The sequence below is a fragment of the Coleofasciculus sp. FACHB-1120 genome (genome assembly GCF_014698845.1).
Classification (GTDB): Bacteria; Cyanobacteriota; Cyanobacteriia; order Cyanobacteriales; family FACHB-T130; genus FACHB-T130.
In genome coordinates, this window is record NZ_JACJTV010000001.1 from 434,215 (window position 1) to 450,200 (window position 15,986).

Consider the following 15,986-nt stretch of genomic DNA (forward strand, 5'->3'; position numbering starts at 1 on the left):
CCTCTTGCCTGGATTAGCCTAAGCCAACGCGCTTGAATTTATAAAACCCAAACCCTATAAGCATTTCAGGGTGTACATTGCCTGAATTTTTTTTGAGGATCGGCAAGTTGCCGCCTTGGGAACTGATAATATTCGCAACTTGTCATCAAAGATAATTGTGAATATTAATATTAGCGATGCGACTGCATACACCAAGTATGTATACCTTCCAGCGTAAAAAAATATCCCAATTGGTGAGTCTCTAAGTTACTAAATCGTACAGTTAATAATGCACATCAAAAGCATCAAACGTATGACACCTCAGGGTTTTCCCGATCGTTCCTCCCATTCTTCTAGCATCCGTTTTGCCAAACGTTTCGCTGGTGTCGTACCCGTCCGGGCGTCCCTGCTAAGCGCTTTATTACTTTCGTCTGGTGGGGTCATGGCACTTCCTGCGGCTGCTCTTACCCCGCCATCAACGCAGATAGCTCAACTTCCTGCCAGCGCGAACGTTGTCTACGTCAACCAATCCACGGGCAATGATACTGCCAGTGCTGGCACCAGTGAAAACACACCCTATCGCACTATCACCTACGCCCTCCAGCAAGCCCGCTCTGGCACAGTCGTACAATTAGCTCCAGGTTCCTACACGGCTGATACGGGTGAAGTTTTCCCCCTCCTTGTCAAACAAGGCGTCATTTTGCGCGGCGATGAGCAAAGCAAAGGGCAGACTGTAGCGATTATTGGCGGCGGCGGCTATGTTAGTCCTACCTTTTCCGGTCAGAACATTGCAATACGAGCAGAGAAAGACAGTGAAGTCAGAGGATTGACCATCACTAACCCGAATCGTCGGGGAACTGGACTGTGGATTGAATCTACCAATGCAACAGTCAGCAACAACACCTTTTCGAGCAACGACCGGGAAGGAGTTTTCGTCACCGGGACAGCTACCCCCAAAATTGAAAGCAATATCTTTACCAGAAATAAGGGGAATGGCATTTCAGTCGCTAAGACAGCGCAAGGAGAAGTCCGCAACAATCTGTTTCAAGAGACGGGGAATGGGATTGTCCTAACTGAGACGGCATCGCCTTTGCTCGCAGACAACCGCATTGTCCAAAACGTTGATGGAATCGTCGCCTCCAACTCCGCTGCCCCAGTCCTGCGTAACAACATTATTGAGGCAAACACGCGGTATGGAGTCGTAGCAAGCGGAGATGCCCAGCCCAATTTAGGGACTCAAGAGAATCCTGGGCAAAATCGGATTCGCAATAATGTTCGATTCGATGTTGCTAACCTAACCCGCACGAATACTATCATCGCGGTCGGCAACGATATTGATTCTAAGAAAATTTCCGGGCGCGTGGATTTTGTGGCGACGTCGATACCTAGCGGTGGTTTTGCCGATGTTCAAGGGAACTGGGCGCAAGCCTATATCGAAGCTTTAGTTGCTAAAGATGTAATTGCCGGTTTCCCTGATGGGACTTTCCGCCCCAACGAACCTGTCACCCGCGCTCAGTTTGCCGCGATTATTAACAAAGCTTTTTCACCAGCACAGATACAGCCTGGAATTAATTTCGTCGATGTCAAAACTAATTATTGGGCTTATCAAGCGATTCAAAGCGCTTATCGGGGAGGCTTCTTGTCTGGTTATCCGGGTCAAGTCTTTAGAGCTGAACAGCGCATTCCCAGAGTGCAGGTTTTAGTTTCTTTAGCGAGTGGCTTGAAGTTGCGCTCTGAGGATACAAATGTGCTGTCTGTTTACAACGATGCCACCCAGATTCCTAGCTGGGCCAGCACAGCGATCGCTGGCGCAACTCAGAAACAGCTGGTAGTGAATTATCCGACGCTGACTCAGCTCAATCCTAGTCGTGACGCCACCCGCGCTGAAGTCGCCGCTTTTGTTTACCAGGCGCTGGTGAATGCCGGTCGTGCTGAGGCGATTTCTTCACCCTATCTAGTCCAGGCTCCATAATCGTGACTCAACGTTAAGATGGATCGCGCCAGTTTTCCAACTACTGGATGCTGGCGCTCGATCAGTCGTATAATAAACGTTAACCATCAGTAGACTACTGATAGTTAACCTCAAAATGCGGGTATAGTTCAGTGGTAGAACGTCACCTTCCCAAGGTGAATGTCGTCGGTTCGAGTCCGATTACCCGCTCTTCTAGACAGTGAGTCATTAAATGTCATCGTTGATAGATGAATGTCGCTTTGACAATTTTGGATGTCGTTAAAGCGAAATCATCCAATTTGCCGAAAGGATGTGCAGTGGCTTGGGCAGTTGCGGCAGTGGCAGGCATTTTTACAAGGCTACTTGGAATATCGAAAAAACCTCAATTGGGATTCAAGTTTTCTGACGCCGTTGGCTGAAAGTGGAATTTCTATGTGAGGGTTGGTAACTTCCTACAGAGACTTAGGGAGAAAAGTGAGAGTAGAGGCTAGCGATCGCGCACAATAACAAAGCTTCTGTCCACTCTACAACTGCCCCGTAGGTATCGCCGGTATGACCGCCTAGCTGGCGGTGAAACCAGGCTCCTGTTAAAAACGCGAACGCGCATCCTGCGGCGGCTGTCCCCACCGCTGCCAGCCACCGAGTCGGCGATAGGACGATCTGTAATCCCATCAGAGCAAATAGCAACAACAATCCCAGCAGGATGTCTTGAGGCATCCGAATGGATTCTTTATGGAAGGCACCTTTACCCTCCGCTTTGAGGTAAGGATAGTAAGCGATCGCCACCACTTGCCCCCAGCGCCCCCATCCTGCCGATATCATTAGCGCCAGCCACCGATCGGATTCTAAGTCACTCAGGGCAGATGTTTTTAATAGCAGCAGCGCGATCGCTGCCATCGCTCCAAAGGCACCCGTGACGCTATCTGCCATCACCTTTAGACGCCGCTGCCGTTCGCGTAACTTGTCCGAAGAAAAATCCTGCACTGCCAGTCCATCTGCTGTATCCATAGCCCCATCCAGATGCAGACCCCCGGTGAGGGCAATCCAAGCAACAACGACCATTGCAGAGCGAGTTAGCACTGGGACACCCAGCAGTTGAAAACAAGTATCTAGAAGCGCGAGCAACCCCCCAATAAATAAACCCACCGAAGGTGCCCAACGCGCAATCCCTCGAAATTCTAATGCCCATCCAGACGGAATCGGGATACAGGTGTAAAACGCGATCGCACCCAGAAATCCTTTCCAAAATGAGAAAATTTGCACCACAAACAAACTTAATGACTTTTCGATAACAAATTCAGCAGATTAGCGTATGAACAGGGGAGAAATGTTGGGCTAAGATTGTCTCGTAGCAGTTCCGATTGCCATAGGCGTATGCCGTTAGGCTCCTCGCACTTTGCTGAGTGTTCGCATTCGCCATAACCGTTGAATGCGTATGCCGTAAGGATTCGGATTCTTGCCCAAAGCGCGTATACCATTAGGTTATGAAAGCTACCTACTTCTCTAAGTAGTGTATATTGCATTATTCTGTTGCATCTACGCAGCGACCAGGCAAGATCGGGCTTGTTTGAACCAGAGGCTGTTCCCATGACTTATGACCAATCTCCGCCCCACTTACCGGCTCCATGTATTATTGACAGCGGCATAATTCTTAATAAACAAGATATGCGGCGATTGCTGACCGATCTAGGTCGCGTTCGTTACATCCACACCCTCGATGGCAAAGTTCAGAGCGAGGGCGAAGGATGCGTACTGGACGTATTTGCTGAGCCACAGCGGTCTACGATGATTGCTAACCAGGCAATCTATCTTAACGTCCATAGTTTTGATTATCTGCAACTGCACCAGTCGAGCGAACAGGAATCTTATTTTGACTTGATTCAAGATCATCGTCAGTTACGTTTGATACCGCTTTCTAGCCCATTCCAAGAGCAAAGCACGCCGATCATTAACGCCGCCGCTTTAGAAGCAATGGTGACACAAGTTCTGTCTGCTAAGTGGGATGTCCAACTTGACGACGACGATTGCTTATTCTAAGTAATCTTTGTTAGGAAGTCGTTAGTCATGAGTCATTAGTCAATGAAAATCGGCTAATCATCTAAAAACTAAAGGCTAAAGACTAAAGACTATTGTTAGTAGGACTCGCAGCTAAAGATCAGTGGGATTTTCGTTTCAATGTCAGGCGCGTTGTCGCCATACGCAGGCACGAGCCGGGACTTTTTTGACACCGCACGGTGTAGTAGAAACACCTAAGTTTATGCCGGTAGGGACGCTGGCGACTGTCAAATCTCTGACAATCGATCAGCTGGAGGCAACAGGTGCCCAAATGGTTCTGGCGAATACTTTTCACCTGCACTTGCAACCAGGAGAAGCAATTGTGGCAGGTGCGGGTGGGCTGCACCGCTTTATGGGCTGGAAGAAACCGATGCTGACAGATTCTGGAGGCTTCCAGGTTTTTAGCTTGAGCGAGTTGCGGAAAATTAGTGAAGACGGGGTAACATTTCGCTCTCCCCGTGATGGGCGGATGATTCATCTAACGCCGGAGCGGTCAATCCAAATTCAGAAGGAACTGGGAGCAGATGTCATCATGGCATTTGATGAGTGTCCGCCCTACCCAGCGGAGCGCTCAGAAGTCGTGGCGGCAACAGAGCGGACTTATCGGTGGCTGGAACGATGTATAGATGCTCACCAAAGTCTGGACAAACAAGCTTTATTTGGGATTGTTCAAGGTGGCGTTTACCTGGATTTACGAGTTGCGGCTGCTGAGTCATTAGCAGGGTTAGATTTGCCAGGCTACGCGATTGGTGGCGTTAGTGTGGGAGAACCGCCGGAACTGATTCACCAGATTGTGCGGGCGACTGCGCCAGTGTTACCCGCCGAAAAGCCTCGTTACCTTATGGGTGTGGGCACTTATCGAGAAATGGCACAAGCGATCGCTGCCGGTATCGATTTATTTGACTGTGTGATTCCCACCCGCTGGGCGCGTCACGGGACTGTGATGGTACAGGGAGAACGCTGGAATCTGAAAAACGCCCAGTACAGAGAAGATTTCACTTCCCTGGATGCGAGTTGTCCTTGCTACACCTGCCAGAACTTCAGTCGCGCTTACTTGTGTCATTTAGTGCGAACGCGGGAAATCCTCGGTTACACCTTACTCTCAATTCACAACGTTACTGAATTGATTCGCTTTACCCAACGAATCCGAGAGGCAATTTTAGGCGATCGCTTTGTCGCAGAATTTGGGCATTGGCTAGACGTTTGAGGGCTTTTCGACTCTGCGAAAGACAAATCCAAAAGACAAAATTTATCTAGCTTTAGTCCGCCTCTTTTTGGGTTAAAGCGCGATCGCGTTTTTCAGATTTTTGTGTAGCAATGTATCTATATTTTTAGTTTAAACAAATACGATTTTTTGGTCAGCTAAAAAAAAAAGTTGCAAAAGTGTTTGCCACGAACAGAATTCTAACGGAAACCATGATTATATCCATTAGCTGCCTTGCTTCGTAGTGATGATCGTTAATAACTAATGAGTTAGATAAAATGTCCCTTTCTAACGGGATTAGTCTCGAAAGCAGAATCCTCTTATCTCGAATCGCCTTAATTTGTATTGCAACTATCTTGATTATTCTGGTAATCCGCAGGAAACGCCAGACGCAACACATCATTAAGGAGTTTTTCACCGCAACAACAAATCCGATCAACTTAGCAGTATTTCGGATTGTAATTTTTGGGACTATATTTAGTTTTGATATGTCGGAAACAGTCATGTTTAGCCAGTTTCCGGCGGAACTGATTGTCCCGCCGAGAGGGCTTGAGTGGCTATTAAATTATTTACCGATTAATGAAACATTAGCAACCATCTCTGGAACTTTGTTTCGTGGGTTTGCTTTTACAGCAATGATCGGTCTTTTTTCTCGTACCTCCGCCTTGCTGACTGCGGTCATTGGGTTCTATGCGCTTGGCATTCCCCAATTTTTTGGAAAGGTAGATCACAATCATCACCTTTTATGGTTTTCAGCAATTTTAGCAGCTAGTCGGTGTGGAGATTATTTTTCATGGGATGCTATTTTTGCTGCTTGGAAACGCGCTGCGCGTGGTATTGTTGAACCCCCAAGCTCTTCCAGCATCTATGCTTTACCCTTACGGTTTGTATGGCTCTTATTAGGCATTATCTACTTCTTTCCAGGCTTTTGGAAATTTTGGACGGGTGGAATTGATTGGACTGAAAGCTTTAAATATCATTTATATGCAAAGTGGCAGTCACTTAATTGGATACCATTTTTTAGGATCGATCAATATGCATTTTTGTATCAACCGTCGGCTCTTTTAGCAATCGTTTTTGAAATTTCTTTTATTATTCTAATATTTTTTCCAAGATGGCGGATTTGGGCTGCTATAGCAGGACTAATGTTCCATCAGGGAATTGACATATTTATGCGGATATCTTTCTGGACTCTTGAAATTGCTTACGTTACTTTCTTCGATTGGTATATTATCTTTCATCGGCTTGGACGCTGGTTATACCGACAAAAGATGTATGTTGTCTATGACGGAAACTGTAAGCTTTGTCGTCAAACAATCGCCTCATTGAGGATGTTTGATATCTTCGGTCGGGTCACTTATGTCAATGCACTCAATCGAGAGGCACTAGCAGAGCATGGGCTACTTTGGCTGGATTCTACGGCTATTTTGGCTGATATGCACGCAGTTAGCCAAAAGAAGACTTGGATTGGTTTCTCGGCTTACAGAGCGATCGCTAGCTACATTCCGATCTTATGGCCGGTGCTGCCATTCCTGTACGTGTGGCCTATCCCAAAACTTGGCAAGCGTATCTATCGATATGTCGCAGATAGGCGAACATGTAGTATCGCGGAGGTGCCACTGCTGGAGGCTGAAAATTACCCGGAAAATCCACAGTCTTCTTTGCGGACAGTCACAACGATTGGTGTTTTCTTAGCCTTGGTCAATAGCCTCTTTGGAACCCAGGAAGCAACTACGTCTTGGCCTTTTGCTTGCTATCCAACCTTTGCGAACAATATAGGGGTAAAAGCAAGAGTTACTCGTGTCGTTGCCCTTTCGTCCACAGGAGAGACAATTTCTTTGAATGAAGACGCAGTCAAACAAAAATTCTCTACAGGTCGATATATGGGGTTAATGCGTCACACGCTCAAAGTCGAAAAAAATCCTGAGAAACTCCGCAGCCGTCTCCAAGCTATCTGGCTACTGTTGGTGCAGCAAGACCCGAACCTTCAACGAGCAGTTTCTGTACGATTTTATAAAGATACGCTATCGACGATTCCCGAAAGGCAAAGAGAGAATCCTCTCAAGCGAGAGTTACTGTACGAGTTGAAATTGTAGGTTTTCGATAGGGTTTTCTGGCAGAGATAGCCAAAAAGAGGCAGTAAAGGTTAAGGCACGGCGACAAGCGTGTGAAAATTGAGTTGGCTAGTTTTAGGGAGAGCGATCGCAATTTTGGAGAATTTTAGCGGTGGCGATCGCTCTAGAGCGATCGCCACCGCTGAGTAAAAGTAAATTTCCATATAGGCTGAAATCGCGTCCAGCTAACAGCCGAGTCATGTTAAGATACTTGTCAATTCTTAAAACTGTGTTGGAAAGGTGGATTTAAATTATGGAAGCAGCACTGCTGTTGGCAAAACTGCCGGAAGCTTACTCCTTCTTTGACCCCCTGGTAGACGTTCTCCCGGTCATCCCTGTGTTCTTCTTGTTGTTGGCTTTCGTTTGGCAAGCATCTGTGGGTTTCCGCTAAACCTGAACTGCCAAAAAATTGAAAGGGCACCCGCGTGGGTGCCCTTTCGTGATTTAGGGTAGGCAAAAAGCTAATCCCTAAAACTTGTTTAACGCTATCCCATCGCTTTCTGAAAAGCAGAACGTTTTGAGAGTCGCTGGATATAGGTGACAACTGCTGGATATTCGCTCAGGTCGAGCTTCAGCATCATGGGTATATAAGCCAGAATCGACCCTACCGCTACATCGACAACCGTGAGTTCCTCGCCTAATAGGAACGGTTGCCGTTCCAAAATTTCATTCAGCGGTGTCAACAACTTAGGCGTTTCACGTTCCCGACTCGCTTCCACAAAAATCCCTGGTCCCAAAGTGGCATTGCCAAATATTACCCACTGGATGATTTGTGCTTGTTCCTCCAGAGTGGCTGGCATCTTGCCATACTTTTGGGCGAGATACAGCAGAATTGCTCCTGACTCCCAGAGCTGAAAATCCCCATCGACAATTGCCGGGACTTTTCCCATCGGGTTAATTGCCAGAAACTCTGGTTGCTGATGAGCGCCTGATTGCATATCAAGCTGGATGAATTCGTAAGGAACGCTCAACTCTTCGAGATACCACTTGACAATAGATGCCCGACTACGGGCACCGCCATACAATTTCAACATCACAGATAGCCTAAAGAACTTTATGGGTGTGGGAGTGTTGTTTCACGTTGTCTTCTTTGCGGATAACGCGCTGAGCATTTAGCACTCGCTTGCGTTCGACGGAATAGTTAAAGTCATTGCGGCTAGTACCCAGAGGAATATGGGATTTAGCTTCTGGTTTGTTCTTATAGGTGCGAACAGATGCGATCGCCCGAAAAGCAAACTCATCGCTAAATTGCGCCTCTTCTGGGAAATCTGCTGGCTTGTGGAGGTTATCACCGACGAGAACTGCACCCATTGTGGTTGCAACAGCCATCTTGTAAGAGGTCGGAATCCCTTTAAGAATTGCTTCCAGAGCAGCTGAGGGGATGGGTTCAATAATGTTGACTTCTTGGACTTCGCCATCTTCCTTGAAGAAACAAGTGGCTAAGCCAAGGAGCAGGTAGTCATCTTCGCTGAGATCGGGAGCATTGGGATAAGAAGTTGCAGTTGTCATAGGACGGTTTTATTGAACGATTGCCAAACACCGACGAGAGCGCCTGAGTATCGCGTAAGTATCGCTTGCATTCTACCAGCATCTATTGAGTTGGGGCAGTGGGCGAGAAGTGCCGTCGGGAGCATCGCTGGAAATTTTCCCTTGACCTTTTGCACGTTTGCATCGTCGTAGGATTTTCACCCCTCCCATCCCCCACAGAAAATCCATAACTTTTGCCTATGCCAATCCTGCAAGCTTCACAGTCGTTAGTTCTCCCAAACGAGTAGATGCGAGATTTCGGGAGTCGCTATACATGGTTTCAGTAATGCTCTGGATTGGGGCTGTAGATTTCATTAAGGACATCCAAACCGAATTGAAGGTATAGGCGATCGCTCCCGTGCTGCAAGACGCTTTATGCAGTGACACAGAACACCCCGGCAACGAATAGGAAGCCGCTAAAGTGATTTCAGATAGATAAGTCCAAGGTACCCTTGAGGATGATTATGAACGCTCGCGCAATCAATTTTCAAGACCAGGCAAGACACCAACACGGTTCGCCGGTTTCATCGACCACCGGCGCAGTTCCAAGGCGTTTTAATCTAGTCACCTCAATATCTGGAGGACGCCAGAACCAATCCGTTCGCTCTCTACGCGCCTTAGCACAGGAAAAAGCTCAACACGGTGATCGCAATGGCGCGATCGCTATCCTGACGACCCTCATCGAACTGAACCCCACCAGTGCGGCTGACTATAACAACCGGGGGTTGATTTATTTCCAGAACGGTCAAAAGGAGCAAGCGATCGCCGACTATAACACGGCTTTGGAACTCGATCCCAACTTAGACAGTGTTTATAACAATCGCGCTAACTACTACGCTTCCCTAGGACAGTTGGCAGAAGCGATCGCCGACTACGAAATGACCCTGGATCTCAACCCTGGCAACGTTCGGGCTTGGATTAACCAAGGGATCACCTTTCGGGATCTGGGACTTTACGACTTGGCGTTAGAAAATTTTGACCTAGTGCTGAGATTAGGTCAGCTACAAGGGAATATCTACGCAGAGCGGGGTCGTACCCATCATCTGCACGGCGACTGGAACTGCGCGATCGCTGATTATCAGAATGCTCTGGCTGTGCTGGCTCCTTTTGGTTCTGCCGGACGCTTGCGCTTGCAAGTCGAAAATTGGATGAACCAACTGCTGAAACCTATCAGCGCTTGAGTAACCATTCAAAATTCAAAATTTAAAATATTTTGAATTTTTATTCATCACTTGTTACTCATCACTCGTATTATTATCCAGCCACACAACTTGACGCTGAGAGGGGTCTACTCGATGGCTTTGTTCCTGCATCACGCTTTTGGCTTGCTGGGGATCAAAGTAGCGGCTGAAGTTATTACTTAAACGATTGACACGTTTTTCTGTGCGCTTCACTTCTTCTCGGATTTCTCCCAGCTTTGTTTGCTGAGAAAGATGGTAAGGCAAAAGTTGTGCGAGAGCCGCGATCGCTGCCGCTGAAAGCACTACATTTACCGCTAATTTAGCTGTCGTTTCTATTGCGATCGCCCGGTTAGGATGGCGTCGCGGTTGTCGCCGCGTCCGAGGAACTACCCGGCTGTTTGGTGCCGGTTGCTGATGAGGTTGTAAGGGTTCAATAGCATTCATGGTGTCAGGATACCACTCTAGACGCAAGCGCCACTATGTCTGTCGATAGATGTCAAAGGCTTTAAGGGAGGTACACCTGCCTAGAGTTGCTGCAAGTGTATTCAGAAAGTAGAGAATGGGTGCTAAGGACTAGAAACGAGGGGAAGAGGGAGCGGGAGAAGGGGAGTCGATGTGTACTGAAGCCCTTTCATCCCCTCACTCTCTCTTGCCATCAGCGGCTAGTCCCTAGCAAGGGGTGACATCTACTTGTACAGTTCCGTTGATAGCCGGAATGCCATGATGCCAGCAAACAGCGCCACAACTAAAGCAATATACACTTGGGTATCGGATATCGACATCGTTTACCAACTCCTTATTTCAGGTTTATAGTTCAACAATTTCGGCTAAATTATGCCCAATCTAACCATCTTGTAACAAGATGCAACACAGCTGCGTAAAAATTCTAGCTCTACCATTTGGCTTCCTTAATGGAATTTCCGACTAATTTTTCCCGACAAAGGTTAAGCTTAGTTAAGACAGCAATCATTTTGGCACAATTTAGCCAGTTAATTTTTGCTTTTAGTTTGATAGTTCCAGTTTGAAGCTTGCGTGAATGCTAGACCAAATCCTGAACTCTCCGCTCAATCCGGGACTTGAAGCTCCCCTTGTACTGCTTGTTCTAGTTGTATTAGAGGCAGTGCTGTCAGCGGATAACGCGATCGCCCTAGCAGCTATTGCCCAAGGCTTAGAAGACAGCGCGCTCCAGCGTCGCGCCCTCAATTTCGGATTAGCAGTTGCCTACATCCTCCGAATCACTTTGATTCTGACAGCAACCTGGGTGGTTCAGTTCTGGCAGTTTGAGTTATTGGGGGCACTCTATCTGCTTTGGCTGGTGTTTCAGTATTTTACTTCCGACGAAGAGGAAGATCGGGAACATCATGGGCCGCGATTTGCTTCTCTATGGCAGGCAATTCCGATAATCGCCGTCACCGATTTAGCTTTTTCCCTTGATAGCGTCACTACAGCGATCGCAATTTCTAAAGATACCTGGCTGGTTCTCACCGGAGGTACGATTGGAGTGATTACGCTACGGTTTATGGCTGGCTTATTCATCCGTTGGCTCGATGAATTTGTCCATCTTCAGGATGCTGGCTATATCACCGTTGCCCTTGTAGGATTACGATTGCTTTGCAAAGCAATTCAACCAGATTTGGTGCCGCCAGAGTGGTTAACCATTGCCTGTATTGGGGTGATATTCGCTTGGGGATTTTCTCAGCGCGTCCCCGGTGAGCAAACCGCAGAGATTCAGCAGAAGGAAGAGCAAAAGCGTTAGGCAAAATAAAAGCGTTGGGAATGGCTAATCGCCGATAGCAGATTATTTAAGAACCGTGTTTAAGAGCCGTTCTTACGAGCCGTCCGCGATTAGCCATTCACTACTTACTCGTAGATCCAGGAAGTCAAGCTCGGCTTCCAGCTCACCAGTTCTTCATCTTTAAACCACAGAGCAATCTCGCGCTGCGCGGTTTCGATAGCGTCGGAACCGTGGATGAGGTTGCGACCAATACTAACTCCATAATCGCCGCGAATTGTACCCGGTTCAGCGGTCAGGGGGTTGGTCGCCCCAATTATTTTTCTAGCGGCTGCGACCACTCCATCGGCTTCCCATACCGTCGCGACTACTGGACCAGAGGTGATAAACTCGACCAAACCCGCAAAAAACGGTCTTTCTCGGTGTACGTCATAGTGCTGCTCTGCCAGTTCCCGGCTCACACTCATCAACTTTAAGCCAACCAGAGTAAAACCTTTGGCTTCAAAGCGCCGGATGACCTCACCCGCGAGGTTGCGCTGTACACCATCAGGCTTGACCATGACAAATGTCCGTTCCAAGTTTATCTCCTTTAGATTTTACAAACTGATACAAAACACAGATTAGACTAGAAGGCTTTTTAACGCAAAGGGCGCAAAGGTTTACGCAAAAGGACACGAAGATCAACTTTAAGTAAATTCCCACCGCGTTGACACTCCCAAATTGAGCATCTCACCCAAATCTCCTTTGGCTACCTTTGCGGTTTCCTTCGCGTACCTTTGCGTTAAAAGTTTAAATGAATTGCCGCCAATCTACCCGTTATGACGTTCTAAGGCTAGTTGGATCAGTTGATCGACTAATTCTGGGAAAGCAACACCCGTCGCCCGCCAAAGTTGGGGATACATACTCGTTGCCGTAAAACCTGGCATCGTATTGATTTCATTAATCAATACTTCTCCTGTCGCTTCAACATAGAAAAAATCCACCCGTCCTAAACCAGCTCCATCAACTGCTGCAAACGCTTGGAGAGCCATTTCTTGGATTTGAGTAGAGACGGCATCTGGCACACTTGCCGGGATTGCTAAATCCGCTCGTCCCTGGGTGTACTTCGTTTCGTAGTCGTAAAAATCACTGTCAAAGGTAATTTCTCCAACGACAGAAGCCTTAGGATTATCATTCCCTAAAACGGCACATTCTAACTCCCGCGCCACCACACCTGCTTCCACAATCAGGCGACGGTCGTAGCTGGCGGCGTTATCGAGGGCCGTTTCTAACTCAGCACGCGATCGCACTTTGGAAATTCCCACCGATGAACCTAAATTCGCCGGTTTCACAAAACAGGGATAGTCGAGTGTCGCTTCAATTTCTTCGCAAAGCTTGGGGAAAACACAAGGATTTGACCACACTTGCGATCGGTTAACGGTGATATATTTCACTTGAGGCAATCCCGCATGGGCAAATGCCATTTTCATGGCAATTTTGTCCATTCCTACCGCGGAACCTAAAACCCCAGTCCCGATAAAAGGCACCTGCATTAATTTAATCATCCCCTGAACGGTGCCATCTTCCCCATTCGGGCCGTGGAGGATGGGAAACCAGACATCTACCTCAGCCGCTTGGGGGGGAAATTGCCAGCGAGTTGCATTTTCGAGGCTGGGTAAAGGTTGCTGAGAGTTTCCTGAGGCGAGTGCGGATTCTGGCGGTTTTCCAGAGGCTAAAACTTGTTGAGCCAGTTCCCCGGCTTGCCAACGTCCATCCTTGTGGATGTAGAAAGGCAGGAGTTCGTACTTAGCGCTGTTTTGCTCGGCACTCAAAGCTTGCGCGATCGCCCGTGCCGAACTTAGCGAAACTTCATGTTCTCCCGAACAACCCCCAAACAGCAATCCCACCCGCATTTTATTCATTTCGGATACTCCTGACACTGCACACCGCCGATAGTTTACTACAGCCGAGAGGCGTAGAGACGAACTCCGATACGGGAACTCTCTCAACCCTCTTTCTTATGATGCCAGTGTTATTTGCCTCGCTCAGGAGCGGACAACGAGTTTCCAGGGACGTTGGACAGTCATCGCCTCTTCCGGCTCCAGCACGGCAATCCGCCATCCTCTGCCCCAAGGTCGTGCCAGGACGACCCGATCGGGATTCGCCGCTTTGACCTTTTGAGCCGCCGTAGTTGTCAACTCGCTAAGTGCGATTTTTTCCACGGCTGGAGGTGCGCTAGCGACTGGTGTCAGGTCTGGGGGAGTCTGAAGGGTGGGTGTTGCCGTGGGGGCTGGCGTCGTGGCGGTGGAAGCCTGGAGGCTTGGTTTGGCAGTGGGGAGGGGTGCCTTAGCGGTGGAAGTTTGAATCGCCTGAACCGGGGGTTTTTTACCCTTGAGCTGAAGCGGTTCCTGTTTAGGAAGAATCAGTTGACGAGTGCTAACACCGAGTAAGTAAGTAAAGCGGCAAGTCAACCAAGCAATGCTTCCCGTAGCAATTGCCGTCCAATACACCAATATCAGCGCGTTGTATAAAGTGTAAGCAATGCGAGGGGGAAGATAAACCGCTTCTTGTAAGTCTCGCCGGAGGAGTGGGAGGCGAGAGCTTACTTCAAGTTTCCACAAGGTGATAAATGTTTTCATAGCAGATGCTAGCAGCGCGAAATCCTCTGAGCCACCTAAAAATCTTATACCGGCACTGGCTGATGCACTTCCAATGCTTCTCCAGTCAAACTAAACGCGCGAATTTCGGTGATTTTGACTTTCACCACTTGACCTTTGAGTTCGGCAATGTTGCCGGTAAAGAAGGTGAGACGGTTACCCCGCGTGCGTCCCATTACCTGAGTGGGATCTTTGATATTTTGCTCTTCAACCAAGACTTCTTCGATGCGACCGAAGTAACGCTGGGACGCTTGAGCCGCTTTAATTGAAACTAAGTGATTGAGACGTTGAAGGCGATCGCTTTTTACCTGTTCGCTCAGCTGATTCTCCCACAGGGCTGCGGGTGTCCCCGGACGAGGAGAATAAGCAGCCGTATTTAACAGGTCAAAACCAATTTCTTCCACTAAGCGCAGCGTATTCTCAAACTGTTCCTCGGTTTCTCCAGGGAACCCGACAATCGCATCCGCACTAATTGAGGCATCTGGCATATACCGACGAATCGTGTCAATGATGCGGCGATATTTCTCATGAGTGTAACCCCGTGCCATTGCCTTCAAAATGTCGTTATCTCCCGACTGGAAGGGAATGTGGAAATGTTCGCACACGTTGGGCAATTCGGCACAAGCTCGAATTAACCGTTCGGTGAAATAGCGAGGATGGCTGGTTGCAAACCGAATTCGGTCAATCCCCGGCACATCATGAACGTAATAAAGCAAGTCTGTCAGCGTATTCTGGTGTCGCCCTTCTGCCGTGATTCCGGGCAAATCCCGTCCGTAGGCGTCGATATTTTGCCCCAGTAGGGTGATTTCCTTATATCCTTGACGCGCTATTTCCTCCATTTCGGCGCGAATCGCTTCTGGAGTCCGTGATTGCTCGACGCCGCGAACGCTGGGAACCACGCAGTAAGTACAGCGTTCATTGCAGCCGTAAATTACATTCACCCAAGCTGTCACTTTACTGTCGCGGCGCGGCCTGGTGATGTCTTCAATGATATGAACTGCCTCAGTCGCCACCACCTGATTGCCGTTGAATACCTGTTCCAGCAAATCTTGGAGGCGATTGGCGTGTTGCGGCCCCATGACTAAGTCTAATTCTGGCACCCGCCGCAACAGTGCTTCCCCTTCCTGCTGAGCGACACAACCCGCAACTACCAGTGTTAAATCTGGTTGTTCGTGCTTGCGCTTCGCCTGTCTGCCTAGGTAGGAATAAACTTTTTGCTCAGCGTTATCCCGAATGGTGCAGGTGTTGTACAGGATCAGGTTTGCATTTTCAGGTTCCTCTGACCATTCAAAGCCCATATTTTCCAGGATGCCAGCCATACGCTCTGAGTCGGCTTTGTTCATCTGGCAGCCAAAGGTGGTGATGTGATACCGGCGGGGAGAAGTGGTCATGGACGGCTACAACAAATCAATGAAAGTAATCGGAACTGTATATCTATAGTACCTATCTGGAGAATACAGCTATCGCGTCTTTACATCGAAAACTTCCAAAATTGCCCGTGAGCGTTGCCAAAGTTCGAGAGCGATCGCTCTCACGGTAGCCAAGCACCTATATCCAAGCATCTATAACCCCAGCAGCGGTGAGTCGGCGTTCTTACCCCTTCAGGC

18 protein-coding genes and 1 tRNA gene are annotated in these 15,986 nt (G+C 48.3%); 8 read left to right on the top strand and 11 right to left on the bottom strand.

Annotated elements, in window-relative coordinates:
• Positions 1-292 precede the first annotated feature (292 nt).
• Together H6H02_RS01815 and H6H02_RS01820 are read left to right on the top strand one after the other, a co-directional pair.
• Positions 293-1,951, top strand: coding sequence for a DUF1565 domain-containing protein (locus tag H6H02_RS01815; RefSeq protein WP_190814029.1), 1,659 nt, complete (start codon positions 293-295; stop codon positions 1,949-1,951).
• 117 nt (positions 1,952-2,068) lie between these two features.
• A tRNA-Gly gene (locus tag H6H02_RS01820) sits at positions 2,069-2,140 on the top strand.
• 252 nt (positions 2,141-2,392) lie between these two features.
• On the opposite strand, the gene cobS is transcribed toward H6H02_RS01820, so the two are convergent.
• Entirely contained in the window at positions 2,393-3,193 is an 801-nt protein-coding gene (gene cobS / locus H6H02_RS01825; protein ID WP_347342556.1) for an adenosylcobinamide-GDP ribazoletransferase, read from the bottom strand.
• Positions 3,194-3,517: 324 nt separating this feature from the next.
• Between cobS and H6H02_RS01830 the strand changes: the two genes are divergently transcribed.
• The 3 genes from H6H02_RS01830 (at position 3,518) to H6H02_RS01840 (ending at position 7,285) form a co-directional block, all read left to right on the top strand.
• On the top strand, positions 3,518-3,967 hold the full coding sequence (locus H6H02_RS01830; protein ID WP_190814031.1) for a hypothetical protein: 450 nt from the start codon (positions 3,518-3,520) through the stop codon (positions 3,965-3,967).
• A 121-nt stretch (positions 3,968-4,088) separates the two neighbouring features.
• A complete protein-coding gene (tgt, locus tag H6H02_RS01835; RefSeq protein WP_190814033.1) occupies positions 4,089-5,192 on the top strand; it encodes a tRNA guanosine(34) transglycosylase Tgt in 1,104 nt (367 codons plus the stop codon).
• A gap of 275 nt (positions 5,193-5,467) precedes the next feature.
• Positions 5,468-7,285 (top strand): DCC1-like thiol-disulfide oxidoreductase family protein, encoded by a 1,818-nt coding sequence (locus tag H6H02_RS01840; protein WP_190814035.1) that lies wholly within the window; start codon positions 5,468-5,470, stop codon positions 7,283-7,285.
• Positions 7,286-7,378: 93 nt separating this feature from the next.
• On the opposite strand, the gene H6H02_RS27465 is transcribed toward H6H02_RS01840, so the two are convergent.
• Positions 7,379-7,504, bottom strand: a complete 126-nt coding sequence (locus H6H02_RS27465) for a hypothetical protein (RefSeq protein WP_277922494.1) — start codon at positions 7,502-7,504, stop codon at positions 7,379-7,381.
• 52 nt (positions 7,505-7,556) lie between these two features.
• Here H6H02_RS27465 and H6H02_RS01845 point away from each other — a divergent pair, with 52 nt between their 5' ends.
• The gene (locus tag H6H02_RS01845) at positions 7,557-7,694 is read left to right on the top strand and encodes a photosystem II reaction center protein K (RefSeq protein ID WP_190814037.1); all 138 of its coding nucleotides are present in this window, start codon (positions 7,557-7,559) and stop codon (positions 7,692-7,694) included.
• A gap of 94 nt (positions 7,695-7,788) precedes the next feature.
• Here H6H02_RS01845 and H6H02_RS01850 read toward each other — a convergent pair whose 3' ends face one another.
• The 3 genes from H6H02_RS01850 to H6H02_RS01860 all read right to left on the bottom strand — a co-directional run bounded on the left by H6H02_RS01850 (position 7,789) and on the right by H6H02_RS01860 (position 9,217).
• Positions 7,789-8,337: a glutathione S-transferase family protein gene (locus H6H02_RS01850; protein ID WP_190814039.1), complete on the bottom strand. Its 549-nt coding sequence runs from the start codon at positions 8,335-8,337 to the stop codon at positions 7,789-7,791.
• Between the two features lie 10 nt (positions 8,338-8,347).
• A complete protein-coding gene (locus H6H02_RS01855) occupies positions 8,348-8,812 on the bottom strand; it encodes a hypothetical protein (RefSeq protein WP_190814041.1) in 465 nt (154 codons plus the stop codon).
• Between the two features lie 216 nt (positions 8,813-9,028).
• Positions 9,029-9,217, bottom strand: a complete 189-nt coding sequence (locus tag H6H02_RS01860) for a hypothetical protein (protein WP_190814043.1) — start codon at positions 9,215-9,217, stop codon at positions 9,029-9,031.
• Positions 9,218-9,294: 77 nt separating this feature from the next.
• Here H6H02_RS01860 and H6H02_RS01865 point away from each other — a divergent pair, with 77 nt between their 5' ends.
• Positions 9,295-10,011 carry a tetratricopeptide repeat protein gene (locus tag H6H02_RS01865; protein ID WP_190814045.1) on the top strand — a complete coding sequence of 239 codons (717 nt, stop codon included), beginning with the start codon at positions 9,295-9,297 and terminating at the stop codon, positions 10,009-10,011.
• Between the two features lie 54 nt (positions 10,012-10,065).
• Here H6H02_RS01865 and H6H02_RS01870 read toward each other — a convergent pair whose 3' ends face one another.
• A complete protein-coding gene (locus tag H6H02_RS01870) occupies positions 10,066-10,455 on the bottom strand; it encodes a hypothetical protein (RefSeq protein WP_190814047.1) in 390 nt (129 codons plus the stop codon).
• A 242-nt stretch (positions 10,456-10,697) separates the two neighbouring features.
• Positions 10,698-10,793 carry a photosystem I reaction center subunit XII gene (gene psaM, locus H6H02_RS01875; RefSeq protein ID WP_190413318.1) on the bottom strand — a complete coding sequence of 32 codons (96 nt, stop codon included), beginning with the start codon at positions 10,791-10,793 and terminating at the stop codon, positions 10,698-10,700.
• 254 nt (positions 10,794-11,047) lie between these two features.
• Here psaM and H6H02_RS01880 point away from each other — a divergent pair, with 254 nt between their 5' ends.
• Positions 11,048-11,767, top strand: a complete 720-nt coding sequence (locus H6H02_RS01880) for a TerC family protein (RefSeq protein ID WP_190814049.1) — start codon at positions 11,048-11,050, stop codon at positions 11,765-11,767.
• Positions 11,768-11,871: 104 nt separating this feature from the next.
• Here the strand turns inward: H6H02_RS01880 and ndk are convergent, their stop codons facing one another.
• From ndk to miaB, 4 genes are all read right to left on the bottom strand, one after another.
• The gene (ndk, locus tag H6H02_RS01885; RefSeq protein ID WP_190814051.1) at positions 11,872-12,321 is read right to left on the bottom strand and encodes a nucleoside-diphosphate kinase; all 450 of its coding nucleotides are present in this window, start codon (positions 12,319-12,321) and stop codon (positions 11,872-11,874) included.
• A 231-nt stretch (positions 12,322-12,552) separates the two neighbouring features.
• Complete coding sequence (locus H6H02_RS01890; RefSeq protein ID WP_190814052.1) at positions 12,553-13,644, bottom strand: D-alanine--D-alanine ligase family protein; 1,092 nt, start codon at positions 13,642-13,644, stop codon at positions 12,553-12,555.
• A 123-nt stretch (positions 13,645-13,767) separates the two neighbouring features.
• A complete protein-coding gene (locus tag H6H02_RS01895) occupies positions 13,768-14,361 on the bottom strand; it encodes a hypothetical protein (RefSeq protein ID WP_190814054.1) in 594 nt (197 codons plus the stop codon).
• Between the two features lie 44 nt (positions 14,362-14,405).
• Complete coding sequence (miaB, locus tag H6H02_RS01900; RefSeq protein ID WP_190814055.1) at positions 14,406-15,770, bottom strand: tRNA (N6-isopentenyl adenosine(37)-C2)-methylthiotransferase MiaB; 1,365 nt, start codon at positions 15,768-15,770, stop codon at positions 14,406-14,408.
• Positions 15,771-15,986: the final 216 nt, after the last annotated feature.